This is a genomic window from Gammaproteobacteria bacterium, from assembly GCA_013003425.1.
Taxonomy (GTDB): domain Bacteria; phylum Pseudomonadota; class Gammaproteobacteria; order Steroidobacterales; family JABDKV01; genus JABDJB01.
In genome coordinates, this window is the sequence record JABDJB010000045.1 from 44,364 (window position 1) to 71,300 (window position 26,937).

33 protein-coding genes are annotated in these 26,937 nt (G+C 59.7%); 21 read left to right on the top strand and 12 right to left on the bottom strand.

The annotated features are described in order from the left end of the window. The first annotated feature begins 8 nt into the window (after positions 1-8). From HKN06_06640 to HKN06_06705, 14 genes are all read left to right on the top strand, one after another. Positions 9-968, top strand: coding sequence for a CBS domain-containing protein (locus HKN06_06640; GenBank protein NNF60992.1), 960 nt, complete (start codon positions 9-11; stop codon positions 966-968). 109 nt (positions 969-1,077) lie between these two features. Next, on the top strand, positions 1,078-1,482 hold the full coding sequence (locus HKN06_06645) for a DUF4332 domain-containing protein (protein NNF60993.1): 405 nt from the start codon (positions 1,078-1,080) through the stop codon (positions 1,480-1,482). A gap of 161 nt (positions 1,483-1,643) precedes the next feature. Continuing rightward, a complete protein-coding gene (locus HKN06_06650) occupies positions 1,644-1,835 on the top strand; it encodes a hypothetical protein (protein ID NNF60994.1) in 192 nt (63 codons plus the stop codon). A 665-nt stretch (positions 1,836-2,500) separates the two neighbouring features. Beyond that, positions 2,501-3,349, top strand: a complete 849-nt coding sequence (locus HKN06_06655; GenBank protein ID NNF60995.1) for a methylated-DNA--[protein]-cysteine S-methyltransferase — start codon at positions 2,501-2,503, stop codon at positions 3,347-3,349. Further along, positions 3,301-4,200: an alpha/beta hydrolase gene (locus tag HKN06_06660; protein NNF60996.1), complete on the top strand. Its 900-nt coding sequence runs from the start codon at positions 3,301-3,303 to the stop codon at positions 4,198-4,200. The genes HKN06_06655 and HKN06_06660 overlap by 49 nt, the downstream gene beginning before the upstream one ends. Positions 4,201-4,297: 97 nt before the next feature. Beyond that, positions 4,298-4,459, top strand: coding sequence for a hypothetical protein (locus HKN06_06665; GenBank protein ID NNF60997.1), 162 nt, complete (start codon positions 4,298-4,300; stop codon positions 4,457-4,459). A gap of 79 nt (positions 4,460-4,538) precedes the next feature. Further along, positions 4,539-4,742 (top strand): hypothetical protein, encoded by a 204-nt coding sequence (locus HKN06_06670; GenBank protein ID NNF60998.1) that lies wholly within the window; start codon positions 4,539-4,541, stop codon positions 4,740-4,742. 24 nt (positions 4,743-4,766) lie between these two features. Further along, complete coding sequence (locus HKN06_06675; GenBank protein ID NNF60999.1) at positions 4,767-4,949, top strand: DUF1272 domain-containing protein; 183 nt, start codon at positions 4,767-4,769, stop codon at positions 4,947-4,949. A gap of 96 nt (positions 4,950-5,045) precedes the next feature. Continuing rightward, a complete protein-coding gene (locus HKN06_06680) occupies positions 5,046-6,083 on the top strand; it encodes a ParM/StbA family protein (protein ID NNF61000.1) in 1,038 nt (345 codons plus the stop codon). A gap of 101 nt (positions 6,084-6,184) precedes the next feature. Next, positions 6,185-6,433 carry a hypothetical protein gene (locus HKN06_06685; GenBank protein ID NNF61001.1) on the top strand — a complete coding sequence of 83 codons (249 nt, stop codon included), beginning with the start codon at positions 6,185-6,187 and terminating at the stop codon, positions 6,431-6,433. Between the two features lie 102 nt (positions 6,434-6,535). Further along, entirely contained in the window at positions 6,536-7,516 is a 981-nt protein-coding gene (locus HKN06_06690) for a hypothetical protein (protein NNF61002.1), read from the top strand. A 46-nt stretch (positions 7,517-7,562) separates the two neighbouring features. Next, the gene (gene msrB / locus HKN06_06695; GenBank protein NNF61003.1) at positions 7,563-7,964 is read left to right on the top strand and encodes a peptide-methionine (R)-S-oxide reductase MsrB; all 402 of its coding nucleotides are present in this window, start codon (positions 7,563-7,565) and stop codon (positions 7,962-7,964) included. Then, positions 7,961-9,238 (top strand): amidohydrolase family protein, encoded by a 1,278-nt coding sequence (locus HKN06_06700; protein ID NNF61004.1) that lies wholly within the window; start codon positions 7,961-7,963, stop codon positions 9,236-9,238. Before msrB ends, HKN06_06700 begins: the two co-directional genes overlap by 4 nt. A 1-nt stretch (position 9,239) precedes the next feature. Beyond that, the gene (locus tag HKN06_06705) at positions 9,240-9,491 is read left to right on the top strand and encodes a hypothetical protein (protein NNF61005.1); all 252 of its coding nucleotides are present in this window, start codon (positions 9,240-9,242) and stop codon (positions 9,489-9,491) included. Here HKN06_06705 and HKN06_06710 read toward each other — a convergent pair. Continuing rightward, entirely contained in the window at positions 9,488-10,537 is a 1,050-nt protein-coding gene (locus HKN06_06710) for a hypothetical protein (GenBank protein NNF61006.1), read from the bottom strand. The genes HKN06_06705 and HKN06_06710 overlap by 4 nt on opposite strands. Beyond that, positions 10,538-11,740 carry an OmpA family protein gene (locus tag HKN06_06715; GenBank protein ID NNF61007.1) on the bottom strand — a complete coding sequence of 401 codons (1,203 nt, stop codon included), beginning with the start codon at positions 11,738-11,740 and terminating at the stop codon, positions 10,538-10,540. It lies immediately after the preceding gene. A 129-nt stretch (positions 11,741-11,869) separates the two neighbouring features. Between HKN06_06715 and HKN06_06720 the strand changes: the two genes are divergently transcribed. From HKN06_06720 to HKN06_06730, 3 genes are read left to right on the top strand one after another with little or no spacing between them, the layout of a single operon-like run. Then, positions 11,870-13,747: a sodium:proton antiporter gene (locus tag HKN06_06720; GenBank protein NNF61008.1), complete on the top strand. Its 1,878-nt coding sequence runs from the start codon at positions 11,870-11,872 to the stop codon at positions 13,745-13,747. Beyond that, positions 13,744-14,379 (top strand): alpha/beta hydrolase, encoded by a 636-nt coding sequence (locus HKN06_06725; protein ID NNF61009.1) that lies wholly within the window; start codon positions 13,744-13,746, stop codon positions 14,377-14,379. Before HKN06_06720 ends, HKN06_06725 begins: the two co-directional genes overlap by 4 nt. 7 nt (positions 14,380-14,386) lie before the next feature. Then, a complete protein-coding gene (locus tag HKN06_06730) occupies positions 14,387-14,854 on the top strand; it encodes a TerB family tellurite resistance protein (GenBank protein NNF61010.1) in 468 nt (155 codons plus the stop codon). 49 nt (positions 14,855-14,903) lie between these two features. Here HKN06_06730 and HKN06_06735 read toward each other — a convergent pair whose 3' ends face one another. From HKN06_06735 to HKN06_06760, 6 genes are all read right to left on the bottom strand, one after another. Beyond that, on the bottom strand, positions 14,904-15,227 hold the full coding sequence (locus tag HKN06_06735) for a DNA-binding protein (GenBank protein ID NNF61011.1): 324 nt from the start codon (positions 15,225-15,227) through the stop codon (positions 14,904-14,906). Positions 15,228-15,360: 133 nt separating this feature from the next. Beyond that, positions 15,361-15,855 carry a DUF4426 domain-containing protein gene (locus HKN06_06740; GenBank protein NNF61012.1) on the bottom strand — a complete coding sequence of 165 codons (495 nt, stop codon included), beginning with the start codon at positions 15,853-15,855 and terminating at the stop codon, positions 15,361-15,363. 75 nt (positions 15,856-15,930) lie between these two features. Further along, positions 15,931-16,224, bottom strand: coding sequence for a YggU family protein (locus HKN06_06745; GenBank protein ID NNF61013.1), 294 nt, complete (start codon positions 16,222-16,224; stop codon positions 15,931-15,933). After that, positions 16,221-16,751: a YggT family protein gene (locus HKN06_06750; protein NNF61014.1), complete on the bottom strand. Its 531-nt coding sequence runs from the start codon at positions 16,749-16,751 to the stop codon at positions 16,221-16,223. Before HKN06_06750 ends, HKN06_06745 begins: the two co-directional genes overlap by 4 nt. A gap of 5 nt (positions 16,752-16,756) precedes the next feature. Beyond that, positions 16,757-17,581: a pyrroline-5-carboxylate reductase gene (locus tag HKN06_06755; protein NNF61015.1), complete on the bottom strand. Its 825-nt coding sequence runs from the start codon at positions 17,579-17,581 to the stop codon at positions 16,757-16,759. A gap of 36 nt (positions 17,582-17,617) precedes the next feature. Next, complete coding sequence (locus tag HKN06_06760; GenBank protein NNF61016.1) at positions 17,618-18,301, bottom strand: YggS family pyridoxal phosphate-dependent enzyme; 684 nt, start codon at positions 18,299-18,301, stop codon at positions 17,618-17,620. A gap of 109 nt (positions 18,302-18,410) precedes the next feature. Here HKN06_06760 and HKN06_06765 point away from each other — a divergent pair, with 109 nt between their 5' ends. From HKN06_06765 to HKN06_06780, 4 genes are all read left to right on the top strand, one after another. After that, on the top strand, positions 18,411-19,451 hold the full coding sequence (locus HKN06_06765) for a type IV pilus twitching motility protein PilT (GenBank protein ID NNF61017.1): 1,041 nt from the start codon (positions 18,411-18,413) through the stop codon (positions 19,449-19,451). A 20-nt stretch (positions 19,452-19,471) separates the two neighbouring features. After that, positions 19,472-20,632, top strand: a complete 1,161-nt coding sequence (locus HKN06_06770) for a PilT/PilU family type 4a pilus ATPase (protein NNF61018.1) — start codon at positions 19,472-19,474, stop codon at positions 20,630-20,632. Between the two features lie 18 nt (positions 20,633-20,650). Continuing rightward, positions 20,651-21,706 (top strand): PilT/PilU family type 4a pilus ATPase, encoded by a 1,056-nt coding sequence (locus tag HKN06_06775; protein NNF61019.1) that lies wholly within the window; start codon positions 20,651-20,653, stop codon positions 21,704-21,706. 469 nt (positions 21,707-22,175) lie between these two features. After that, entirely contained in the window at positions 22,176-24,059 is a 1,884-nt protein-coding gene (locus HKN06_06780) for a S9 family peptidase (GenBank protein ID NNF61020.1), read from the top strand. Here HKN06_06780 and HKN06_06785 read toward each other — a convergent pair. The 4 genes from HKN06_06785 to HKN06_06800 are packed head-to-tail and all read right to left on the bottom strand — an operon-like array spanning position 24,056 to position 26,885. Beyond that, positions 24,056-24,931 (bottom strand): dihydroorotate dehydrogenase electron transfer subunit, encoded by an 876-nt coding sequence (locus HKN06_06785; protein NNF61021.1) that lies wholly within the window; start codon positions 24,929-24,931, stop codon positions 24,056-24,058. The two genes, HKN06_06780 and HKN06_06785, sit on opposite strands and share 4 nt — an antisense overlap. 1 nt (position 24,932) lies before the next feature. Continuing rightward, positions 24,933-25,394, bottom strand: coding sequence for a Holliday junction resolvase RuvX (gene ruvX, locus HKN06_06790; GenBank protein ID NNF61022.1), 462 nt, complete (start codon positions 25,392-25,394; stop codon positions 24,933-24,935). Further along, the gene (locus HKN06_06795) at positions 25,391-25,954 is read right to left on the bottom strand and encodes a YqgE/AlgH family protein (protein NNF61023.1); all 564 of its coding nucleotides are present in this window, start codon (positions 25,952-25,954) and stop codon (positions 25,391-25,393) included. The genes ruvX and HKN06_06795 overlap by 4 nt, the downstream gene beginning before the upstream one ends. Positions 25,955-25,994: 40 nt before the next feature. Next, on the bottom strand, positions 25,995-26,885 hold the full coding sequence (locus HKN06_06800; protein NNF61024.1) for a hypothetical protein: 891 nt from the start codon (positions 26,883-26,885) through the stop codon (positions 25,995-25,997). Positions 26,886-26,937 lie beyond the last annotated feature (52 nt).

The window sequence follows — 26,937 nt, forward strand, 5'->3', positions numbered from 1 at the left end:
GAGCGGGTATGCCGGTTATCCATTTACAACGCAAGATAAAAGCCCATGCTGACGTGGTGTGGCGTGTCATCAGCGATCTGCAGAGTTTTGCGGACGCGTCGCCGCATATCAGCAAGGTAGAGATGCTGGATGGTGCGAACGGCACCGCCCGCAGGCGTCTATACAGTATCCGCGGCTATACCTGGACCGAGCACTGCACCCAATGGGACGAGGGCCGCTCTTACACGATGGAGGTCGACTCCAGCGACGGCGTGTATCCGTTTCGCAGCATGACGCGGCGATTCGAAGTTGAAGAGCAGGACGATGGTGTCGTGCTCAGGATGCATTACAAGTACCAGCCCAAATATGGCCTTGCCGGTCGCCTGATGGACGCCTTGTTCCTGCACCGCAAGCGCCGCAACCTGTACCGCGAGTTAATGAATAACTGGGTCGCCAAAATTCGCGACCGCGAGTGGGCCTACACGGTAACGGTAGCAACGATCCTGCAGAGCAAAGGTCACGATGTGGTTACGGCCAACGTCAGTGACAGCATTATCGAGGTGGCGAGAATCCTGCGGCAAAATCGCATCGGTGCGGTGCTGATCCGGGATGAGTCGGGCCAGCTTGCCGGCCTGGCCTCTGAGCGCGATATCACGTCGGCCCTGGGCGATCACGGTCCCGAGGCGCTGCAGCACCCTATAGGCGATGTCATGGCGCGCAAGCTGGTGGTGTGCGAGCCACACCATGATATGGGCTTTGTCATGGCCTGCATGACTGACCGCCGTGTGCGCCACCTGCCGGTCCTGGAAGGCGGCGAACTGGTGGGCATCATCAGCATTGGCGACGTGGTCAAGGCGCGCATCTATGACCTGGAATCAGAGTCGGAAACCATGCGTGAGTACATCGCCGGGCGCGAATGGAGCTATCACCATAAAGTGACCGGTGTACACGATGTTGCCGCATTGCGGCAGGAGCTCGGCAACCCCTGAAGCGATTGTAAATTGTTGCGTCGGCAGCCTCTGCAGCTGTCGATCTGACGGAGTAGCAATTACAATCCCCTCATCTTTGTCGGGCGATTAAATTTCTGGAGGAACAACAATGGCAAGAATTGCAGACATCGAGGGAATCGGACCCTCATACGCCGAGAAGCTGGCTGGTGCCGGCATCAAGACTACAGATAAGCTGCTGGAGATGGGTGGTACCCCGAAGGGACGCAAGGAAATCGCCACCAAGTCCGGGGTGACCGAAAAGCTGATCCTCGGCTGGGTAAACCGGGCCGACCTGACTCGCATCAAGGGTGTCGGCAGCGAATATGCCGACCTGCTCGAATGTGCTGGTGTCGACACCGTTCCCGAGCTGAAGGGCCGCAGTGCAAAAAACCTTCACGCCAAGATGGCCGAGGTTAACGAGAAGAAGAAACTCGTTCGCAAGCTGCCAACCGAAAACCAGGTAACCGAGTGGGTGGCTCAGGCCAAGAAGCTCAAGCGCGCAGTAAGTTACTGAGTTAGCGGTTATTACGCGTAAAAAGCCGGGGCTTGCCCCGGCTTTTTACATTCTGTGGCACCCGTTACTTTTTGGGGAATTGTTTTAAACACTGCAACAAGCTATCGAGTTGCCGGATCGTTGCGCCGATAATAAGGGCGTCGAAGTTCACAGGAAGAGCCGTGCGTTTTTTCTTTCGCAAGTCACGCCGCAACCGCAAGACGGTTACCAACAAGGACAGTTCACGCCAGCAGACTGGTGAGCTGAGTATTTCGCGCGAAAACCGCGGTTACGACCCGTATGACACGCTGCCTGGTGTGTCACGCGAGTCATTTGGCATGCGGCGTAATGACGACGGGAAGTGGTCGTTCTGACCCTCCAGGTTCTTCATTGCGGAGGCGATTACGCCCGGCACCTTTTCCAGCACCATCTTCGCAGGTAGTGGCGGCAGGATGCCGCTCCCACGAGAACCTGCGGCTAAAGCGAATACACTCAGCATAATCTAAGGTTGCTCGCCGCAGGCGCGCCTCATGCTCTTCAAAAGTGTGACCGAGCGCGTCAAAAAAAACCCCGCGCGAGGCGGGGCTACAGGTCCGGCGGTGGTGTTGTTGTTATTATTTTCTTGTTGTAGTTATCTCTCGCGGTTTCAAAGCGTTTCGTTATCTGGGATTGTTTACTTTCCGTCTTCGAAGCGAGCATGCCAGGCGTTGGAGTCAGCGATGACCGGCATGAATGTTCTCGATATCAGTCCACCTTTTGCTTATGTCGCCAGCGCGCCGTTCTTGCGTCGGCTTGCGCGTGCGTACACTGTCAGCAAGCACGTTCTGTGCCAGACGGGCGCTGTAGCAATAGAATCATGTGCCTACACCGATTGTTGCTAAGGTTATGTAAAAGTTAAAAAAAAATGCTGCGGGCGAAGCTTGTGCGCTGTAAGAAATGCCGACATGAGGCTGGCGTGTTATGACATGGTCGAAAACGGGTGGCCGCCACCCTTGGCGACACGCTAGGCTGCCTGCAACAAGCCTGAGGAAACGCCGAGATGGATGATTACCAGCGCGTTGCCAGCGCCATTCGTTACATACAGGAATCAGTGACCGGGCAGCCGTCGGCAGAGGATATTGCCCGGGCCGCCGGTGTCAGCAAATCACACTGCCAGCGGTTGTTTCGTCGCTGGGCTGGCGTGAGCCCGAAGCGGTTCCTGGAATATCTCACGGTCCAGCATGCCAAGGTCCTGCTGGATCAATCAGCGAGTGTCCTGGATGCATCTGTCCAGATCGGTCTGTCCGGGCCGTCGCGTCTGCATGACCAGTTTGTTTCGGTAGAGGCAGTCAGCCCCGGCGAATACCAGCAACGCGGCAAAGACCTTGTAATTCGCTACGGCCATCATGACAGTGCTTTCGGTGATGTGCTGCTTGCACTGACCGATCGTGGCATCTGCGGACTCGCGTTTTGTGAAAAGGACGGCGTCACTGCCGAAATCGAGCGGCTGCAGCAGCTGTGGCCGGGGGCGCAGCTGCGCCGCTCGCAGGCCGATACGGAGTCGCTTGCAGGTCGTCTGGCAACCCCGCCGGATGCGCAGCACCCGGTTTCATTGCTGGTGACCGGTACCAATTTCCAGCTCAAGGTCTGGCAGGCATTGCTGGCGATCCCGCAGGGAGTCGTTTGCACCTACGGCAGGCTGGCAGAACTGGCCGGTCACCCGGGCAGCGCCCGCGCGACCGGATCGGCGGTTGGCGCCAATCACATTGCCTGGTACATACCGTGTCACCGGGTTATTCGCAGTAATGGCGCCAGCGGTCAGTATCGCTGGGGCGAAACTCGCAAGCGCGCCATACTGGCGTGGGAATCGGCGCAGCAGGAGGCGGCTGTCGAGGTAGCCGCGGGCTGAAGAACCAGCAGGAAATACGTCTGGAAATCGCCGGTCGCGTGATCGCCGGTGTGCACTGGCCGTGCGCCGGCGGTTTTCCTGTCATCGCGTTACACGGTTGGCTGGACAATGCGGCGACCTGGTCGAAATTGCTGCCGCTGCTCGATGAGATGGACGTGTATGCCCTCGACCTGGCCGGGCATGGTCGTTCCGATCATCGGCCTGCCTCGGTGCCCTATCATTTTATCGACAACGTGGCAGATGTCATCGCTGTCGCTGATGCGCTGGGGCTGGAGAAGTTCGGCCTGCTGGGCCATTCGCTCGGTGCTTCCGTGGCAACCCTGGTGGCCGGGACGGTCCCGCAGCGGATTTCCAGCGTCATATGCCTGGAGGGGTTTGGCGCATTGACGACGCCGGCGGAACAGGCGCCGGGGCAGCTGGAAAGATCCCTGCAGCGCTACCTGCAGCCGACGTCGCCGCCATCGCGCTATGCGTCGGTGGAGGCAGCAGCGCAGGCGCGGACCGATGCAACGGGTCTGGGAAGCGATGCTGCCCGACTGCTGGCGCAACGCGGCACGCGGGACCTGGATGGCGACATCGTCTGGAGCGCTGATCCGCGTCTGCGCTACGACTCGCCGCTACGTCTTACCGAGGAGCAGGTCTGCGCTTTTATCGCGCGAATCGAGACGCCGGTCCTGCTGGTCCGCGCGGCCGGGGGCCTGGATTTTCCGCAACAGGTCTACCAGCGCCGGGCCCGGGCATGTCGCAGCCTGCAGATTGTGGAGGTTGAAGGCGAGCACCATCTGCACCTTGAAGCGGCAACTGTCGCAGGCGTTGCTGCAGCGATAGCATCTTTCCAGCAGGACCTGTAACTATGTAAACCGGCTGCGGTTGTGACCGGTGCCGCTGCATTCGCAGCCGGGAACGTCTATAGTCACGCTTCAATTGATACGTACCCAGGCATATTCTGTGAAAAAACAAAAAGACCAAGCGACACCAGCTGCCCGTGGTGCTTCTCCCGGCCAGGGAATCGACCGCAACGAGTGGATTGTGCGGGCGGTGGCCGCCGCTGCGATGCGCGACAAGAAAACAAGCCCGCCAACTGGCAAGACCGCTCCCGACGACGACTGAAGTCATGCCAGTGTGATGGCGTTCACGGAACTGTTCGCCTTGCATTTCTATGCTCCGTGCTCCACCTCGGAGAACGGCTTTGCAACGACTGGCGCGCATGATGGATGATCTCGATGACGTACTCGCAATCGCTGGCGCGGCTTCGTCACACGCCTACCTGTTGATAATAGTTCTAAGCGTGGTTCTCGTAGTCCTGGCGACGCTTGTGCTGGGTCCGACCGGGCTGTTAGTTTCCCTGGCGGTGAGCGGCGCCGCCATTGGGGCTGCGACGCTCCATCACTGAGAGGTGCTGTTTGTGGCTTTGCTGATGAAAGGCAGCTGTGAGCGCTGTGGCTGCACTCTGGAGCCTGCTGGCAAGGCGCTGATCTGCAGTCACGAGTGTACATTCTGCTGTAGCTGCGGCGATCATATGGGGCACGAGTGCCCGAACTGCGGCGGCGAACTGGTGCTGCGACCCAGACGAACAGACGAGGGTGTTGCCAGCGGCTGATTTGCCCGGCCAAGAGGCAGGGAAAAGCCTGTCTTTGACCCCCATTCAGGGGCATGTTATACAGCGTCGCTCGCTATAAACGTCCGGGGGAAAAAGATGGAAGTGATCGGGCTGGATATCGGTTTTGGTTACACCAAGGCCACAAACGGTCAACGATTCATCGTCTTTAAATCGGTATACGGTGAAGCCTCGGAGCTGCAGTTCCGTGAGCAGCTGCTAAGCGATCCGGACGAAGAAGAGTATCTGCACATAGAGCTCGACGATCACAATTATTTCGTCGGTGAGCTGGCTGAACGGCAGAGCGTCGAGCGTTATTTCACCCTGGACCAGAGCCAGTTTGTCGCTGAATTTACCAAGGTGCTGGCATTAACACCGCTCTCGCAGATGGTGGAGAGGCAGGAGCCAATCAAGCTGGTGGCAGGTCTGCCGATCAGCCATTACCGTCGCCATCGTTCCGAGCTGATTAACATTCTGAAAGGCCAGCACCCGGTCGTAGTCACTGACAAGAACGGTGACCGCGAAGATACCGTGGTGCGTATTTCCGAGGTACGCGTCGTGCCGCAGCCTTTTGGTACTGTCATGAACCTGATGCTGAGCGACCTGGGCGAGGTGCGTGACCGTCGATTCCTGAGTGAGAAAATCGGTGTCATCGATGTGGGTTTTCGCACCACCGATTACACTATTGCCGACCGTACGCGCTATTCCGAACGTGGCAGTAAAACTACCGACACCGGCATTTCACGGGCTTACGCGACAGTTGCCGCCAAACTGCAGGAATCGAGCGGTATCAGCGTCGAGCTTTACCGCCTGTACGATGCGGTCGATCGCGGCTCGATAAAGATTCATGGCAAGCGCTATGACCTCAAGCTGGTCAAAGAGCATGCGTTTTCGCAGCTGGCATCGGCGATTGCCACAGATGCCAACCGACTGTGGGCAAATGACTGGGATATCGACCGGGTCATGATCACCGGTGGCGGTGGAGCTGTTCTGGCACCCTTCCTGGCCAAGCATCTCAAGGGCGAGATAATTCCGGTCGAGCCGGGGACTGATACGCGGCTGAATAACGTGCGCGGCTACTGGAAGTATGGCAAGCGTCTGTGGGCGCGTGCGGCAACCGCAACGGCAACCAAATAGCAACGCTGTTTTTTGAAATTATAAGGAATGTAAATTTCAACTTGATCCGCACTTTGGCGCCTCGCTAGAATTCCGGTTCTGTTATCTACCGGAGAGCGGGAATGAAAAGACTGGTCGTGATCGCCGCCCTGATGGCTGTAGCCGCCGGGGCTCAGGCCTACAGCATCAAGCACAGCTATTCAGGCGAGAACAAATCTATCGAGTACTACGGCGCCTGTGACAGCGGCCAGCTGATCAAGATCACCGAGCACTCCGATGGGCGCTTTTCTTTCGAGGGCCCGGCGGGCAGCGGCACGCTGCGTGGCCGCGGCAGTCTCGACAAGGCGGCAGCTGCCGCCTGCGGCGAATAAAAACGCGTCGGTATGTGATCTGGCACACACTACCGCCTCCTGCGCGTTGCTAATCTCGTAAGCTCGAAACCGCCGCAGTTGCGCGCGGTGCCAGGTTTGCCTATGTCCATGCTCGTCGAAAACGAGGAAACGGTTGCAGTCGACCCGACGGCCGAAATGCTGGCGCGGGTGGACACGCGGTCTTCGATGGCACGCGATGCCATCATCAATGAAAAACCGCATTGCGACGAGGCAATCGGACAGTTCTTCCAGGCCCTGTTGCACATGCTGGATGCGGCGCAGGTTGAAGGGCCGGATGATCAGCCGCTGGACGAGCGCGTGCTGCAACAACTGGCGCTGATCAAGCCGTGGCGGGATCACTATCTCCGGTTCGTCGAGCTGGCAATCACCAGTGAACGCAGCGCGGCAATTCACGAGGCCAACCGGGCATTTCTGGGCCGTCTGCTCAGTTACAAGCATGCACCGCGCGACGTGATTCATTTCAATCACCTGTGGTGCGATCACTACCGGTTTGCAATTCGCGAGGTGTTCATTTCGGTGATCGCCCTGCTGCTGGCGAACCGCGATTTCGATCAGGCAAATCAGTACCTGAACGCAGAATATCGCTTCGAGACTGATCGCGGTCCGCAGCGGGCAAATTTTCTGCTGTTCGACTCGTATATCAAATCACTGGACGAATTTCGTAACCGCCGATTGCGACTGAACCGGCTGTCGGTCGGAGCCGATCTGTTAAAAGAACGTGCCGACCTGAATTTCCTGACATTTGACGAGATGATGCAGGCAGACTTTGTCCTTTGTATCCGCGGCCTGTTGCATCATCCGCAGGCGCTGACCCGCTGGTTTCCGCGTACGCTGGTGTATGCAGAGCGCTACGAGGGCACCGGGTTTGATCTGTTTATTTCGGCCCAGTCAAAACGCGAGTTTCCCGGCATCCAGACCTTGTTACAGGTGAAAGACAAAGACGACCTGATCCGGCGGTTCGGCCAGGTGTCACAACAATGCGCGCTGCCGCAGTGGAAATTCGGTGGCGTGCCAATACCGTTTGCCAGTTTTATGGGTCTGGAGGCGCTGGCGACGCGTTGATCTGCATCCGCTTGGCACACCGCGTTCCAGGATTTATTCTGTGCCGATGGGCACTGAAAAAGACGATGATGAGCGCAGCCGCCTGACGCCGCTGCAGTATGCCGTTACCCGGGAGGCGGCGACCGAGCCGGCCTTCAGTGGCGATCACGTGTACAACAAGGATGACGGCACCTATCGCTGCGTCTGTTGCGACAGCGTGTTGTTCAACTCTGCCACAAAATATGACTCGGGTAGCGGTTGGCCCAGTTTCACCGCTCCCGAGGGGAATCAGGCTGTCAGCACTCGGCTCGACACCAGCCACGGCATGCGCCGGCTGGAGGTCAGTTGCGCCAACTGTTCTGCACACCTGGGCCACGTTTTCGATGACGGGCCGGGAGAGGACGGCAAGCGGTTCTGCATCAACTCTGCCGCACTGAACTTCGATCCCGATACCGGAGAACAGTCTTGAACCGCTTTGCAGTGACACTGCTGGGCGCGCTGCTGGCCGCGCCCGCGCCCGCCCGTACGCTGATTCATGCCGGCACGCTGCTGCATCCGGAGGGCCGGTCACAGCAGCAGGTGACTGTGGTAGTCGCCGGGCAGCGCATTGCTGCAGTCGAGCCGGGGTTTGTGCCGGCACGGGACGGCGATGTATTAATCGATCTGAGCAATCTGACCGTTATGCCCGGCCTGATGGATATGCACGTGCACCTCAGCTCGGTGTACAGCCGTAATTCTTACCTTGAGAAATTCCAGCTCGATGCTGCTGATCTGGCGTTACGCGCCGCGGCAGCGGCCGGCAAGACGCTACGCGCTGGCTTCACTACCGTGCGTGATCTTGGTGACAGCTTCAACGTTACCGTAGCGTTGCGTGACGCTATCGGGAAGGGCTATGTCGACGGCCCGCGCATTTATACCGCAGCCAAGTCACTCGGGACCACCGGCGGCCATGCCGACCCGACCAACGGCTGGCGTATGGATTTGCGTGGCGACCCCGGACCGAAGCAGGGAGTGGTAAACGGTGTCGACGATGTGCGCAAGGCGGTGCGGCAGCGTTACAAGGACGGTGCCGACCTGATCAAGATCACCGCAACAGGTGGCGTGCTGAGCGTAGCCAAGAGTGGACAGAACCCGCAGTTCACCACGGCTGAGATCGAAGCCGTGGTGGCAACCGCAGCTGATTACGGCTTCCACGTTGCCGCGCATGCACATGGAGCCGAAGGGATGAAGCGCGCGATCCGTGCAGGTGTCCGCTCTATTGAGCACGGCACCTATATGGATGCCGAAGTGATACGCCTGATGAAACGCAATGGCACTTTCTATGTGCCTACCATTGCGGCCGGGAAATGGGTTGGCGAAAAGGCGAAACTCGACGGCTTCTTTCCGGAGCTCGTCCGCCCAAAGGCGGCCGCTATCGGTCCACAAATTCAGGATACCTTCAGCGCGGCTTTCGAAGCCGGCGTCAAGATCGCATTCGGCACTGACAGCGGCGTCTCGGCGCACGGCGACAATGCGCTGGAGTTCGGTTATATGGTGGCCGGCGGCATGAGCCCGGCAGAGGCTGTTCGCTCGGCGACGCTGACGGCAGCACAGCTGTTGGACGTCGACGACGAACTCGGCAGCGTCGAAGCCGGCAAGCTCGCTGACCTTATTGCTGTAGTCGGAGATCCTCTGGCGGACGTCAGCGTGTTGCGTGACGTACGCTTCGTGATGAAGGACGGCAAAGTCTACGTGAATCGCTGAGTTGAGCTGGACGCGCCTGACAGTCTCATTTATTGGCGGCACAGTAGTTGTGCTGGCGCTGTTGCTGGTCGGGCTGAAGTTTTTCTATCGCGGGAATGCGGTGGCAGCACCTGCGATCGATGCCTTCGAAGTGGAGTTGCTCACTCCGGAAGAGGCCGCCCGACTGCTCGGTATCGAGCATCGTCGCAGGCTGCCACAGCCACCGGCCGCAGCCCCGTTGCCTGAGCGGGCAGAGCCGCCGCCGGAGCGCTAACCCGACTGGCGTTCTGCCAGGGTGCGCGCCTGCTGAATCCACTGGTCACGCACGATGCGCCCCGGAAAGCTTTTCAGGTGGCGTGCGACCCACAGGATGTCCTTGTCCGAAAAGCCGGCAATTTGCCGAAAGTGGAAAACGCCGATCTTGTTCAGCTGCATCTCCAGTTTCGGGCCGATGCCGTAGATCGCCTGCAGGTTGTCTTTCTGCCCCTGCGGGGCTGTCAGGGTCCAGTCGGGCTCATAAGTCTCGGGTTGTGGCCGGCCGGCGTCGCTGATCGGCAGGTCCTGCTGGCGCTGTTTTTCAGGCGTGACCGGAGTGACGGTAGCTGCCGGGTCCGCAGGACGAGTGGCTGTGGGGGCTGCTTTGTCACCGGATCCGGCCGCTGTTGTGGCTGCCGGCTGGTCTGCAGGACGGGCCTGGTATGCGCGCGCAGTCTTGTCGCCAGACCTGTCTGCAGCGGCAACAGCGCCGGCTTCTGCCTCACGCAGTGCCTGGCCGCGCAGCCCGCGCATTTCCTTTTGCAGTGATGCAATGGTGTTAATAGCGTGCTGGCGTTCCTGCCCCATCCGGCCGATTTCGCTTTCGCGGTCACGCAGTCGCTGGATCAGCATTTCTTTTTCGTTGGCCAGGCGATCGAGCTGGGCCTGCAGCTGCTTTGCTGTTGCCTTCTGCTCGGCAAGATGGCCCTGCAGGCGGGTATTCAGTTGCGCGGTGTGTTCTGTCCGGCTGGACTGAGCGTCAGTCTGGCGCGAAGCTGGCGTCTTTGATTGCTGGCGCAATTCCCTGATTGCGGCATCGCGCTGCTGCACCTGCTGCCTCAGTGTGGCAATTTCGTTTCGGGCGGCGGCTTCGTTGCCACTGTCGGCTGTGGCTACCGCCAGAGGTTGCGCCTGTTGCAGCTGCGCCAGCCTTGCGCGCCAGCGCGCTTCTACGGTTTCGGTTTGTGCCGAGGTTCCCAACCCGCGCAGCAGCCAGCCGACACTGGCGCCGACAACGAATGTGAACAGCAGGCAGAGTATTATTTGTCCGATCAGGTACAGCATCTAGTTGCTCTCGAAGACGAATTCAATTCGCCTGTTGATGGCCCGGTCTGCAGCGGTCTCGTTCGCCACCAGCGGTCGTTCCTCACCATAACCCCGCGCTGACAGCCTGCCCAGGCTGATCCCGCGCGTCACCAGGTGCTCCATTACTGCCTCGGCGCGACGCTGGCTCAGCGCGAGGTTGTTTTCTTCCAGCCCCTGGTCGTCGGTATGTCCTTCGATGACGACACGGGCGCCGGAGCAGCGCTTCAGCACGGCCGCGAGCTCGTCCAGCAATTGCCGGCTCGCCCCGGTGAGCGTTGCAGATGCGGTATCAAACAGTATTTTCCGCGCGCCAAGAGCCGCGCTGAAGGCTGTCTGGCAACCGCCCGCCGAAAGCGTTCGCGGTGCGGTCAGTTCATCGGGTGTGGCGGTCGTGCGATTGAGATTGACGCGCCGAGCCAGTTCGGGAGATGTACGCAGCACTGATTCGAGTTCCTTACGTGGCCCCGTTTGCACGGTCCCGGAGTAGCCGTCCGGCAATTCGTTGGCAACCAGTTCGCGCACTATCTGGTCGCCTTCGCGCGTTGCTGTTATTCCGGTCACGTGTAACGCCTGTTCGACAAGATTGATTTCGCCGAACACGAGTTCGTCGGCGATCTCCAGCGCCACGGCGGCAGCCTGCAGCCAGCCGTCCGGTGCGTTGGCCGCTTCAGTAAGTTGTGCTTCAACGGCAGCGATACCAAACCGGGCCTGTGCCAACTCAACCAGCTCGCTGTGCTGGCGCACACCCGGTACCGCGCCGTCGAGCACCAGTCGCTGGTCGACAACCGTCATGCGGGTACGGAAAGTTTCACCGGGCGGCGGCGGGCGGGACCGGGTTGGCACCGACGCGGTCGTTGCGGCTTGTGACGAACCTTCCGTGACAAAAGCCTCGACGGTGTCGAGCGAACTGCTGACCTTTCTTGCGCCCCACACTGCAGCAACCTGCTGCGCCGCCGCGCGAGCCTGTTCGTCCGGAGCGACCCCGGCAAGCAATATGTCACGGCCATCCACCTCCACTTTGGCCCAGCCCATCCGCTGGTCACGCAGCTCGGCTTCGGCACGCATCGCAAGGTCTGCCTCGATGGCAGGCACATTGTGACGAATGCACAAGCCACCAAATACGACTACCGCCAGGGTGCCGGCGCCAATAATCGTTAGTCGAGAGAGAGCGTCTGTAGTCACTCGGGGGCCGGCTGCTGCGGAGGATTCGCCATTCTAACGGCGGCCCGGCCTCGCGCAAACCGCCCGCAATGTTGTTGCTGCGGCACGCTTGCTGCTACCGTTAGCGTTCGACACGGGTCGGAGCACGACTTGGAACACCATTTAACCGTAATTATCGTCGCCATTGTGGCCCTGGGCGTTGGCGCCCAGTGGATTGCCTGGCGCACCCATCTGCCTGCAATCATCCTGCTGGCTGTCGCCGGGCTGCTGGCTGGTCCGGTTTTCGGCGTAATCGATCCATCAGCAGAGTTCGGCTCAAAACTTCCCTCAGTTATCAGCCTGTGTGTCGCCATTATCCTGTTCGAGGGCGGACTCAACCTGCAGCTGCACGAACTGAAAGTTGCCGCTGCTGGCGTGCGACGACTGGTTTATGCCGGAGCGCCGCTGGCGTGGGGATTTTCTACCGCGGCTGCGCACTATATCGGCGGCATCGGCTGGCCGGTGGCATCGGTGTTTGGCGCCATCATGGTCGTGACCGGGCCGACAGTCATCATGCCGATGCTGCGTCAGGCCAGGCTGAACCGGCGCACCGCCTCATATTTTAAGTGGGAAGGCATCGTCAACGACCCGATTGGCGCGTTGCTGGCGGTGCTCGTGTTCCAGTTCATCTCATTCCAGGATCTGGGTATAGCCGGTGTTGTACAGGGCCTGGGCTGGGCCCTGCTGTCGGGTGGCCTGCTTGGTGGTGTAGGCGGGTGGCTGACCGGTATCGCCTTCAAAAAAGGCATGGTGCCTGAATACCTGAAGTCGCCGGTGATGCTGGGTCTGGTGCTGGTCGTTTATGTGTTGTCGAACCAGCTGCAGAGCGAGGCCGGGCTGCTGGCAGTAACGATTATGGGCATCACGGTCGGCAACATGCGCCTGGCGGGAATCCAGGACATGAAGCGTTTCAAGGAGTACATCACCGTGATGCTGGTTGCGGTGGTTTTTGTGATCCTGACGGCGGACCTCGATCGCGAAGTGCTGGGGCGTATTGACTGGCGTGGTGCTGCGCTGGTTGCCTCGGTGCTGCTGCTGACACGGCCGGCAACAATCATGCTTGCAACGGTGGGCGCGGGAATGGATATGCGCGACCGTCTGCTGCTGTCGTGGATAGCGCCGCGCGGTATCGTGGCCGCGGCAACCGCTGGTGTGATGGGAACCGCGCTGGCCAAGCGTGCCGCGGAGCTTGGCCCCGAAGGCGCTTTGCTCGCTGCCGATGCCCAGTCACTGCTGCCGCTGGTGTTTGCGGTTATCTTTGCCACGGTCTTTTTTCACGGCATCAGCATCCGCTGGCTGGCACGGCGGCTCGAGCTGGCCACCGGTGACGAGGCCACCATGCTGATTGTCGGCGCCTCGCCGTGGTCTATCGCGCTCGCGACCAAGCTCAACGAGATCGGCGTGCAGGTGCTTGTTGCCGACAGCTCCTGGCACAAGCTGCGCAATGCCCGCCTTGCCGGCATACCGGTTTTCTACGGCGAGATTCTCTCTGACTTCGCCGAAGAGTCGGTGGAAATCAGTCACGTCGGAACCGTTCTGGCAGCAACCAGCAACGATGCCTACAACGCGCTGGTTTGCACTGCGCTGTCGCACGAAGTCGGGCGCAGTAAGGTGTTCCAGCTGCCGATGGGCGCCGGTGACGAGGAAGATCCACGTGGCGTATCGCGGCCGCTACGGGGCCAGCCGGCGTTCGATCAAAACGCAGTATTCGAGCGGCTTTGGCGGCTGCAGGTGCGTGGCTGGAAGTTCTACCGCACCCGTATCACCGAAAACTACAAGTACAGTGATTTTCTGCGCGATTTTCCTGCCGAAGGCATCCAGATCATGTTGTTACGCGCCGACGGCGGTTATCGTCTGATGTCGACAACCGACACCCGTGAGCCCGCAGTCGGCGAGACGATTCTGTACTTTGCACCCGAACGCCAGGTGGCACGCGAGCGCCCTGACACTGACAGCGACGGCGTAACACCGGCACCGGTTCTGGCATGAGCCGGCCACAGGCCGAGCGACTGCAGCTGGCGGGCCCGGCCGGCGAACTGGAGACGATGGTGGAATCGCCACCCGGGCCGGCGGGCGTTGCAGTTATCTGCCATCCGCATCCGTTGTACCACGGCACCATGACAAACAAGGTGGTGCACACTCTTGCGCGCGCTTTCAACGATCTCAACTACGCGGCAGTACGGTTTAATTTTCGCGGCGTCGGCAACAGTGGCGGCGAATATGCCGATGCAATTGGCGAGACCGACGATGTGCTCGCGGTGGCAGACTGGGCACGTCAGCGCTGGGCTGACCTGCCGCTGTGGCTGGCCGGATTTTCGTTTGGCTCTTACGTTTCGCTGCACGCTGCCGCGCGGGTGCAGCCACACGGGCTGGTTTCGGTAGCCGTTCCGGTGCAGCGTTTTGATGTCGGCGCACTGCGGCAGCCACAGTGTCCGTGGATCGTGATACAGGGCGATCATGACGAGCTGGTCGAGGCAGACGAGGTTGTCACCTGGATCGACAGTCTCGAACCCGGACCGGAACTGGTGGTCCTGGAGGGCGTCGACCATTTTTTTCATGGCCGTCTGCGTGAGTTGCGCCAGGTGGTGACGAGCCTTGTGCAGCCGCACCTGGCAACGTGATGTTGTCATGCTGAAAAAACTGCGGGAGTTACTGGGCGGCGTCGCTGCGGAGGCTGCTGACGATGCAGACGGCGATGGCCTGCTGCGGGTAGCCACTGCAGCCCTGCTGGTGGAAATGGCGCGCGCCGATTTTTCCGAGGACGGCATCGAGCACGAGGAAATAGTTCGTGCGCTGCAGCAGCATTTCGCGCTGGACCTCGCTGCAGCACAGCAGCTACTGCGCGGTGCTGGTGACAGCGCTGACAAGGCGGTTTCCCTGCATCAGTTCACACGCCTGTTACACGAGCAGCTCGAGCCGCCAGAGAAACAGAAAATTGTCGAAATGCTATGGCGGGTGGCGCTGGCAGACGCAGTGCTCGACAAGCACGAAGATCATTTAGTGCGAAAAATCGCAGACCTGCTTTACGTTTCCCATGCCGACCTGGTACGGCTGAAGCATCGCGTACTCGGCGAACTCGACGCAGGTAAGGCATAAAAAAACCGGCGCCACTGGCGCCGGTTTTTTCCTGTCCTGCGGCTGCAGGTTAAACCATATCTTTGAGACCCTTCAGCGGGGAAACCTTGACCACTTTGCGTGCCGGCTTCGCCTTGAAAATAGTCGGCTCGCCAGTGAACGGGTTGATGCCTTCGCGTTCTTTTGTTGGCGGTTTTTTCACGACCTTGATTTTCATCAGGCCGGGAACCGAGAAAACGCCCGGGCCGCGACGGCCGAGGTTTTTCTTGATCAGAGTTTGCAGGCTGTCGAATACTGCACCGACTTCTTTCCTAGTCAGACCAGTATCGTCAGAAATAAAGCGCATTATTTCGCCCTTTGTCGGCGGCTTCGCCGCAGTGCTTTTGGTAGCCATTTACGTCTCCTCAAAGAAGTGTTTTAACCTGAAAATAAAGCAGTATCGTGCCACGTCTCCGGCGAGAAAAATAGCACAAGATACCGGGGAAGGTAAGCTGTTTCGCGTAACAGTCTGCGGCCGGAATCGGCGCCTAGCGCGTGAAGAACTGTTGCTGGAAACGCACGGTCATCGGGCTGGTCGTTGCGTCGGGCGTGGCCTCGATATCAAAAACCAGTACTTCGCCATCGGCCACATTGATGGTACCGATGTAGTAAGTCGCATCACCCTCTGTGAGAGGACGTAGCTCTAAGTTCTTGAGTTGCCCCGTTAGATTCGTTGTCTTTGCGGTGACATTTCCTTTCACCGAGCGTCCCAGGGTGCCCACTTCCTTTCGGATCATGACGATGTTCAGCATCGCCCGTGACTTGCTGCGCGTGATGCCGAAATTGCGCGCCACGTCGGCCGGCAGCTGATCGGTGGTCAGCGCATTATAGTGCAGCACGTAGTCGCCGAAGTCCTTCGAGCGCTCCGTTGCCTGGGGTGCCGCGGGCCTTGACGCGCTCGAATCGGGGTTCCCGCCGCCACAGGCGGCAAGCAGGCTGGATCCCAGCAGCAGGCTGGCGGCCCACACGAGTCTGGTTTTCATGCGCGATATCTCCCTGGGCGATGCGGCGATCCGGCGTACTATAGCGTATTTGAACGCCGTTCCGAACCCGTCGCGCTAGCCGGGTGCGCGTGGTTCGACGCCGTCAGGCAAGGCAGCGGGTGTCCTGATACGCACGCGCTTGCGCCGGCCGGCGGTACCATTTTCTATGGTCACTGCCGCACGGGTGACCGCACACATGGCCGCAAGCAGGCTCACGACGTCTTCATTGGCGCGGCCGGCTTCCGCCGGGGCAGTTACCTTGAGTTTCAGCGCGTCACCGTGCAGCCCGACAATGCCGGCCACCCTCGCGCGTGGCTGCACATGTAATGTCAGTATCAGGTCCGCACCATCCCAGCGGTACCAGCTCACATCCATTCGCTGAGCAGGATGATGAAAGCCTGGATGGCGAGCAGGGCAAACAACGGCGACAGGTCTATGCCAGCGATCGGCGGGACAATTTTCTGGATCGGGCGCAGTACCGGTGCGGTCAGCGTACGGAGTACCTCGGAGACCGGATGATACGGAGCGAACCACGACAGCAGCACCTGACCGATGATGAGAAACATCATGATCTGCAGAAACATGAAGCCCAGCGCTATCAGGCTGCCAAGCAGCAGGCCGGGAACGTTGACGATCGGTTGTCCCAGTACCAGGTTGCTGACGACGCTGGCGAGTACCGTGAGCAGGTAGGCGATCAACAGCGTGGAAAAGTCGATGCCGCGAAAGCCTGGCACGAAGCGTCGCACCGGCCGTACCAGCGGATTAGTCAGCTGGAAGATAAATTGCGACAGCGGATTGCTGAAATCGGCCCGGGTCCACTGCAGCATGAAGCGCAGCACAAAAGTGATGATGTACAGGTCAAATAGTGTGCTGAGGATAAATTCCAGTGCGCGCATCGGCGTTACTCCTGGCCAAATTCGTCGGCGAGTTCGATGCCCCGGTCGCGCGCTGCGCGGATCGCGGTGCTGATCAGGTTGCGCAGTTCTGCGCTGTCGAGAGTTGCGAGCGCGGCGGCGGTAGTGCCGCCCGGCGAGGTAACCCGGTGTCGCAGCACCTCGATATCCTCGCCGGTTTCCAGCGCCATGCGTGCCGCTCCCAGCGCGGTCTCGACCGTAAGCAGTCGTGCAATGTCGGCCGGCAAGCCGAGTTCTGTGGCAGACCGGGCAATCACTTCCATGAACAGGAAGAAATAGGCCGGCCCGCTGCCGGAGACTGCCGTAACTGCATCCATCAGCGTTTCATCATCAAGCCAGACGACGGCACCGACTGCACGCAATAAAGATTCGGCAATTTCACGCTGCTGTTCGCTGGTGTGAGCATTGGCATAAAGCGCCGTCGCGCCGCTGCGTAACAGGGCAGGCGTATTGGGCATGGCGCGCACGATTGCCGGCTTACCACCAAGCCACCGGCGTATATCAGGCTCGCGTATTCCGGCGGCGATAGAAACGATCAGCTTGTCGTTGCAGTCAGCTGCCGCTAGCTCGCTGGCGACTGCGGCAAGCACCTGCGGTTTCACCGCAAGGACGATGACATCAGCCATAGCTGCGGCAGCGGCATTGGTGGCCGCAGTGCGTACGCCGAATGTTTGTTGCAGGACATCACGCTGATCGGGATCGGGGTCGGCAGCGCACAACGAGGCGGGGTCCGAACCGTCGGCGATGAGGCCGCCAATAAGGCTGCGCGCCATATTACCGGCGCCGATGAAACAGATGTTGGTTGCAGACATTAACTTAGGATAACCAGCAGCAGAGTTACAGGGCAATCAGGCGCGTGCGCCAAACACCGCTGTTCCGATGCGGACCATGGTCGAACCGGCGGCTATGGCAGCCTCCAGGTCGCCGGATGTTCCCATCGATAGCGTGTCCAGACCGTGGCCTGCGGCGCGCAATGTCTCGTACAGGTCCCGCGTACGCTCGAAATGAACGGCGGCAAGCCGCGCTTCGGTCTCCAGCGGTGGCATGCACATGAGTCCACGCAGGCGCAGGCGCGGCATCGCAGCGATTGTGGCTGCCAGCTGGTCAATCCCGGTGATGGCCGCGCCCGGCCGCGCCGGGTCGTCGCTCAGCCGCACCTGGATACAGACATTCAGGGGCGGTTGATGTTGTCCGCGCTGGTCGTTCAGTCGTTGCGCAATACGCTGACGATCAACCGTCTGCACCCAGTCAAATTCGGTCGCAATATCGCGGGTCTTGTTGCTCTGAACCCTGCCGATAAAGTGCCAGACGGCGCCGGAATCGCGCAGCTTCTGGATTTTGACGGTTGCTTCCTGTAGATAGTTTTCACCGAAGTCACGCTGACCTGCATCGAGGGCCGCTGATATCAGTTCCGGCGGTTTGGTCTTCGATACAGCAATTAGGCGGATTTCAGCGGGATCCCGGCCAGCCTGCCCGGCGGCAGCGGCAATCCGATCATGGATTTTGCTAAGTGTGACTGTGACTTGCGTCATACTGGCGTATGGGGTGCTCGGCTATACTACGTCGCGCGCAGTAGTCAGGCGCTCTGGGCGATGTTGTAACTCGTTGTTTTGCCTGATGTAACTCACGCAGGAAAATCCTATGGCTGTTGACATTTCGCAACTTCTTGCCTTTGGCGTCAAGAACAACGCCTCAGATCTGCATTTATCGGCCGGAATGCCGCCGATGATCCGGGTCGACGGTGATATGAAGCGCATCAATATGCCGTCGCTGGAGCACAAAGAAGTGCACAGCATGGTGTACGACATCATGAATGACAAGCAGCGCAAGGACTTTGAAGAGTTCCTCGAGACTGACTTTTCATTCGAAATTCCGGGCCTGGCCCGGTTTCGCGTTAATGCCTATAACCACAACCGGGGCGCCGGCGCGGTGTTTCGTACCATTCCTTCAAAGATTCTCAGCCTGGAGGATCTCAACGCACCCAAGATCTTCAAGGAAATTGCGCTTACCGCGCGCGGCATTGTGCTGGTTACCGGGCCGACCGGTTCGGGTAAATCCACCACGCTGGCCGCCATGATCGACTACATCAACGACACGCGGCCGGATCACGTGCTCACCGTCGAAGACCCGATTGAATTTGTCCACGAAAGCAAGAAGTGCCTGATCAACCAGCGTGAGGTGCACCGTGACACGCTCGGCTTCAACGAAGCACTGCGTTCGGCGCTGCGTGAAGATCCGGACGTCATCCTTGTTGGTGAGATGCGCGACCTCGAAACCATTCGCCTGGCACTGACCGCCGCGGAAACCGGGCACCTTGTATTCGGCACCCTGCACACCAGTTCCGCTGCCAAGACCATTGACCGTATCGTCGACGTGTTTCCGGCCGGCGAGAAAGAAATGGTGCGCTCGATGCTGTCCGAGTCGCTGCGCTCGGTAATTTCGCAGACTTTGCTGAAAAAGAACGGTGGCGGCCGGGTTGCCGCGCACGAGATCATGATTGGTACGCCTGCCATCAGGAACCTGATTCGCGAAGGCAAGATTGCACAGATGTATTCGGCCATACAGACGGGGCAGCAGTCAGGCATGCAAACGCTTGATCAGTGCCTGCAGGACGTGGTCAAGGCCGGCCTGGTTTCCCGCGAGGAAGCCCGCTACAGAGCCGTGATTAAAGAGAACTTTTAATGGGGCATCAGGAGATCTGAATGGAGCGGGACCAGGCAATAAAGCTCATGCGTGAGCTGCTGCAAAAGATGGTCGACAGCGAGGCCTCAGACTTGTTCATTACGGCGGGTTTTCCGCCGGCACTGAAAGTCGACGGCCTTGTAAAGCCTGTCGCCAATACGCAGCTTACTGCTGCCCAGAGCGCGTCACTGGTACGTTCGATCATGAACGACAAGCAGAGTAAGGAATTCGATGCCACCAAGGAATGCAATTTCGCCATCAGCCCAAAGCCAATAGGTCGTTTTCGCGTTAACGCCTTCGTACAGCAGGGCATGATGGGCGCGGTACTGCGCCGGATAACCACTGACATCCCCGAGTTTGATCAGCTGTGCCTGCCGCCGATACTCAAGGATGTGGTGATGGGCAAGCGCGGCCTGGTCATTATTGTCGGCGGCACCGGTTCGGGTAAGTCGACCACACTTGCTGCCATGATCGGTCATCGCAATGCCAATTCCCGCGGCCATATCGTCACAATCGAGGACCCGGTGGAATACGTGCATCCGCACCGTGGCTGCGTGATTACGCAGCGCGAAGTGGGCGTCGACACCGAGTCATGGCACATGGCATTGAAAAACACCTTGCGCCAGGCACCCGATGTCATTCTTATCGGCGAAATTCGCGACCGCGACACCATGGAATACGGCGTGCAGTTTGCCGAGACCGGCCACCTCTGTCTCGCTACCCTGCATGCCAACAGCGCGAACCAGGCGCTCGATCGCATCATCAACTTTTTTCCCGAGGAGCGCCGAGACCAGCTGCTGATGGACTTGTCGCTGAACATCAAGGGTTTGATATCGCAGCGACTGATTCCAACGGAAAACGGCCAGGGCCGTATTGCAGCGATGGAAATCATGCTCAACTCGCCACTTATCGCCGACCTGATATTCAAGGGCGACGTCGCGCAAATCAAGGAGGTGATGGCGAAATCAAACCGGCTCGGCATGAAGACCTTTGACCAGGCGCTGTTCGATCTGTACGAGGAAGGCCTCATCGGATACGAAGATGCGCTGCGTAACGCAGACTCGAAGAACGAGCTGCGCTTGCGTATCAAGCTCGAGAGCAAGCGCGAGTTCCAGGCTACGGAAGAAGGTGGCCAGTCGCTGCGTATCATGGACGGCGAGCAGGGCGGTTCGAGCTTCTGATAGCTCGGTAATTACCAGATGAATACAAAACCGCTGTTCAAGCTGATGGTTGAGAAGCAGGCGTCCGACCTATTCTTCACCCCCTATGCGCCGGTGATGGTGAAGATCGAGGGCAAGATCATGCCGGTCAACCAGACCGAATTGAGCCCGAAGATGATCAAGCAGGCCGCGCTGACATTAATGACCGACGACCAGGCCGATGCTTTTGCCCGCGAACTCGAAATCGATTTCGCAATTTCAGAGCCAGGCCTCGGACGTTTTCGCGTCAACGTATTTCACCAGCGCGGTAATCCGGCGATGGTGATGCGTTACATTACCGGTGATTTGCCGCGTCTGGATGAGCTTGGCGTGCCAAAAGTGCTGAAGGACTTATCCCTGCGCAAGCGCGGGCTGATCCTGATGGTAGGCGCAACTGGCTCGGGTAAGTCGACCACGCTCGCGGGCATGATCAACCATCGCAACGAACACACCGCTAATCACATTCTGACGATCGAGGATCCGATCGAGTTTTTGCATCCCAACAAGCAGTCGATCATCAATCAGCGCGAAGTTGGTGTGGACACGATGTCTTACGAACGCGCGCTGAAAAGCGCCATGCGCGAGGCACCCGATGTCATCCTCGTTGGCGAGATTCGCGATCGTGAGACCATGGAGGCATCGCTGGCACTGGCCGGAACCGGCCATCTCGCAATCTCCACGCTGCATGCCAACAACACCGCAGAAACCCTGGACCGTATCATCAATATGTTTCCGCACGCGCAGCACGCGCAGATTCTGATGGATCTGTCGCAGTACCTGCGGGCGATAATTTCGCAGCGGCTGATCTCCTCAAAAGACGGCAAGCGTGTCGCCGCAGTGGAGGTGATGATCAACACGCCGCATATTGCAGATTTGGTGAAGGTTGGCGACATAGCCGGTGTAAAAGAGGCGCACCAGGAAAGCAACGAGCCTGGCATGCAGACATTCGATGACTCTCTGTACGACCTTTATCGCCGCGGCGCGATCGAGCTCGACGCGGCCCTGATAAACGCCGACTCGCGTGCCAATCTCGAGGCGAAGATCAACTTCGCGTGATAAGCGCTCTCGCACGCCTGTGACCTTCCGCGCGAGCGACTTCAGTTTCCATCGTGGGGTTGTGGCACGAATGCAGATGGAGCTGACACTGCCCGCCGGCCCTGTTGTCAAACTGCAGCCCGATTCCCGGGACAGCGCAGCTCATCTGCTACTGGTCGGGTAACGTACCACCAGCACCATCCCGCGTGTTCAACCTGAAGGGGCGGCTTCCGGCCGCGGCTGCTTGCAGCGAGCCTTGTTGGCTGCGGCAACTGGCAGGGTAAAACGTGGGAGCGGTGACCAGCCGTAAATGCAGGGCTGCGCGACGTGGCAGATCTGTTCGATCGTGCCGGCTTGGGGTAGTCTCGGTGCTCCGTTTCTCAGGAGCTGCGGCGTGAACAAAACCCTCGTAATTCTTGGTTTGTGGCTGGCTGTACCGGCTGCTGTCGCAGAGGTATTCCTGACGGAGGCCAACAACGGAAACCTCGTGATGGAAGATGTGCCGCCCATCCCGCAGTCGATCGTCGATGGTCTCAATCGCTACCAGAATGTTCGGGCCGCCAGTTTCCAGGACTGGTCGCACGATAAGGGTGGCATTTACATTACGACGCGCTTTGGCGACGTGAGCCAGATTCACCACGTCGCGGAGCCCGGCGGCGCACGGCGCCAGATCACGTTTTTCGATGAGCCGGCGGGCGGGGTGGCGCTTCAGCCCGGTGGCCGGAAAATCACATTCTCCATGGACGCTGGTGGCAGCGAGTTTAACCAGGTTTTCCTGCTCGACCCGGTCGGCACGAGTGAAGCGGTGATGCTGACTGATGGAGAGTCCCGCAACGGCGTTGTAGTGTGGAATGAAGAAGGCACGGCCATTGCCTACCAGAGTACGCGACGCAACGGAGCGTCGAATGATATCTGGTCAATGCCGGTCGATGACCCGGACGCGGCGCGCATGATTCTGGAATCTCCGGACGGCACCTGGTGGGGGCCGGCGGATTTTTCTCCGGACAATAACCGGCTGCTTGTTACCAACTACGTCGGCAATGCGGATTCACGCATTCACCTGCTCGACCTTGAAACAGGTAATCATCGGATGGTCGCCGGTGATCCGGATGAGCCTAGTTCAAATTTCCCGGTCGGATTCGATCGTGATGGCACGGGTTTTTTCTATCTTACTGATGACAGCGGTGAATTCCGGCAGCTTGCGTGGCGTTCGCTGCAGCAAGGGGCGACACCGGAATACATCACCGCCGGTATCCCGTGGCACGTGGAAGGCAGCGAACTCAGCGCCGACCGCAGCCGAGGCGCATTTACCGTTAACGAAAACGGCTTTTCACGCCTGTACCTGCTCGACGCCAGGACGCGCAGGATTCGCGAAGTTAATGATGTGCCGGTCGGCCTGGTGTTCGGCCTCGAATTCAGGCCTGACGGCCGCCAGCTTGGTATGACGCTCAACACCGCGCAGACACCCAGTGATTCTTTCGTGCTCGATCTCGGCCGCAGGCCACTGCAGTATGGCGCGCTGACCCGCTGGACGTTCAGCGAGGTTGGCGGGCTGGATACCGACACGTTTATCCAGCCGGAACTCATTAGCTACAGCACCTTTGACAGTGATCGCGGCGGTCCGGAATCCATTCCTGCCTGGCTGTACCGGCCGGCCGGTGCCGGGCCACACCCTGTGATTATCGCGATACACGGCGGACCCGAGGCGCAGTCGCGCCCCTCATTCAGCAGCACGTACCAGATGTGGCTGCAGCAACTCGGCGCCGCCGTCATTCGACCGAACGTGCGCGGATCGGACGGTTATGGCAAGGCCTACATGGGGCTGGACAACGGATTCAGGCGTGAGGACTCAGTGCGCGATATCGGTGCCTTGCTCGACTGGATTAAAACCCGGCCGGATCTGGATCAGGACAGGGTGGCTGTATTCGGCGGCAGCTACGGCGGCTACATGGTGCTTGCCAGCGCGGTCCACTACAGCGACCGGCTGCGTGCCGCCGTCGACATCGTCGGCATCAGCAATTTTGTTACGTTCCTCGAAAACACGCAGGATTATCGCCGCGACCTGCGCCGGGCGGAATACGGTGACGAGCGCGACCCGGAAATGCGCGCGCACCTCGAGGCAATCAGCCCGCTCAACCACGTCGACAAAATTACCGTGCCGATGTTTGTCGTGCAGGGGCAAAACGATCCTCGTGTCCCGGTGACAGAGGCGGAGCAGATTGTGGCCGCACTACGCAACAACGGTCACGAGGTCTGGTACATGAATGCGCTGAATGAGGGGCACGGTTACCGCAAGAAAGAAAACCGTGATGTTTACCAGCAGGCTACGATGCTGTTCCTGCAGCGATACCTGATCGCCACTGGCGCAGACTAAAAGACGGTGGCCGCGTCGAAGACCGGGCCGTCAACGCAAACACGCTTCATCGCCGGGCCGTCCGGAGTGCGCACTTCGACTACGCAACCGGCGCAGCCGCCGACGGCGCAGGCCATGTATTCCTCGAGTGAAACCTGGCAGGGCAGCTGCAATTCAGCGGCAACCTTCGCCGTTGCGCGCAGCATCGGGGTCGGGCCACAGGCGAATATTTCTACATCTGCCCTGGTTTTTGCATCCAGCGACTGCAGCCAGCTGCGCGCCAGGTCGGTGACAAATCCTTCGTAGCAACCGGCGTAGCCGCTACCGCTGGCCAGCCGGCTCGGCACGCCCCAGTCATCCAGCAGCGGCATGCATCCGATGGCGCCGTCAGGAATGCCCGGCACCAGTATTTTTGACGGTCGCGACCTGAACGGGAACGGAATTTCCGAGCCTATGAATACCATGGGCTGCCAGTGGCGCTTGTCGTCCTTGAGCCATTCGGCAAGGAACACCATGGGCGGTATGCCGACGCCGCCGCCAATGAGCACCGGACGTGGCCGCGCCGGATCCGGCCGAAAGGGCTGGCCGATCGGGCCCATGATATTGAGAGTGTCGCCGGGGCGGCGCGACGCCAGGTGACGCAATCCTTCGCCGACGATCTTGTAAAGAAATTCCACCCAGCCTTCGTCGGCATTGGCCCGCATGATGGACAACGGCCGCCGCATCGGCACTGCCGGGTCACAGGTAATGTGGGCAAAGCTGCCGGGTTGTGCCGCCGCCGCGCACTTTGCGGCCTGCAGTCGCAAGACATACTGGCTGCCGGGATATTCCTGCTGTGACACAACGGCGGCGTCTTCGACGAATATCGTGCCGCGGTGAGCGGGCGAATGCATTTCAGCTTTGCTCCGTGTTGCGGGCCAGCCAGGATTCAAGTATCAGCCGGGCAGCGATACGGTCGCTGTCGTCGCGCCTGACCCGGCGCCGCAGCATCCCGCGTTTGCGTTTCTCGCGCAACTCGGCATCAGCCTGACGCGAAGTAAGGCTTTCGTCGACAAAGTGAATTGGCAGGCTGTAGTGCTGTTCCAGAGCAGCGCCAAACTCGCGCGCGGCGGCGCCGACGGGGCTTTCGCTGCCGTCAGCGTGATGGGGAATGCCTACGATCAATGCCACCGGGCGCCACTCTTCAATCAGCTGGTCCAGTTGCTCCCATTGCGGCTGGCCGTTGCGGGCCCCGATAGTTGCAAACGCAGACGCGGTTGGCGGACTCAACTCACCGACGGCGACACCGATACGCCGGCTGCCATAGTCGAATGCAAGCAGTGTGCCGCGCGGCGCGCCGCCCGCCGGCTGCTTCACGCGTGTCCGGCCTCGGGACTGATGCGGTCTATGTCGACGCCGACCAGCCGGGCTGCCGCATGCCAGCGGTTCTTGAAAGGTGTAGTGAAAACTATCTCGCCACTGGCGGGGGCGCTGAGCCAGGCATTGGCCTGCATCTCTGCCTCGAGCTGACCGGCAGTCCAGCCGGCGTACCCCAGCGCGACGATTGATTCCTGCGGTCCGTCGCCGCTGGCGATGGCGGAAAGAATGTCGCGCGAGGTGGTGACGCCGATTTCGTCCGAGACCTGAAGCGTCGATTCCCATTTTTGCGTTGGGTGATGGAGCACAAAACCGCGCTCCTGCTGAACCGGGCCGCCGGACAACACGGCGCGCTGTGACACTTTGCCTGCCGGCTCTGCCAGATCGAGTTGCTCGAATATCTCACCCATTTTTACCGTCAACGGGCGGTTAATTACGATACCGAGCGCGCCATCGGCATTGTGCTCAACCACCAGCGTCACGGTGTGATGAAAGTTGGGGTCACCCAGCGCCGGCATGGCAATGAGCAGCTGGTTTGTCAGGCCCTGAAAGTCAGTCATATGCCGATTATCCTCGTCTCGTTCGGTCGCAGACAAGTTTTTAGACATCCGATTCGGTCACGGGTTTCGTGCGTCCGCCAGGACCGTCGATAAACTGCCATTCGTACACGAAACGCAGCACATCGTACTGATTTTGCAGGTCGATCGGGAACGGATCGAAAGGTGAGGACAGGCGCAGGATCTGTACTGCAGCTTCGTCCACGGCGCGCACCCGGGATGAGCGGCGCACGATAATGTCGTGCAGATGGCCGTCGGAGCGTACGGCGACCTCAAGCACCGGATTGCGCGCTTTCGCGCTCATCTCGTGCAAAGCGGGAAAATTGAGTGTGCCCACCTGTTCTATCTTGCGTTTCCACGCCGCCAGGTACCCCGCGATGTCAGATTCGCGCGTGCTGACTGAAACGACGCGTTCGCGCGGGTCTTCATCGCGGCTGCGCATTTCATCGTAAATGTCACTGAGTGGCGTGGCAGAGTCCGGCGCCATTTGCATCAGCAATGCTTCTTCCTGCTGTGTTGAGGCTTCGCGCAGTGAAATCAACGAAAATGCCGACAGCGACCTGGTAACGATCAGCTCGAGGGCGGGGTCGGACTCACCGGTGGCCGCTTCGTCGATCGCGCTGCCATCGGGGCGCCCCAACGCATCGGCTGGCGCCGGATCGCTGGCCCGGCTGGCCGGCGTAACCCGCTCACTGGTGTTGCCGGCGCCCAGGCTGTTTTCCAGCGCCAGGTAGCTGGCCTCGTCATCGGGTTGCGCCACCGGCGATACCGTTTGTACCAGCACCACCTCGAGGGTCGGATCGACCTTGCTGTCGGGGAACAGGCCGGAATTGAATGACACGCCAAGTATCAACAGGCCGTGAAACAACGTGACCAGGAACAGGGTTGATACCAGCCTGTCATTGGCAATGTTTTCGGCAGCCGCAAAGCTCATCCGAAAATTATACCAACCTGGCTGTATTAATGATTGTGACGCAGTTCGCTGC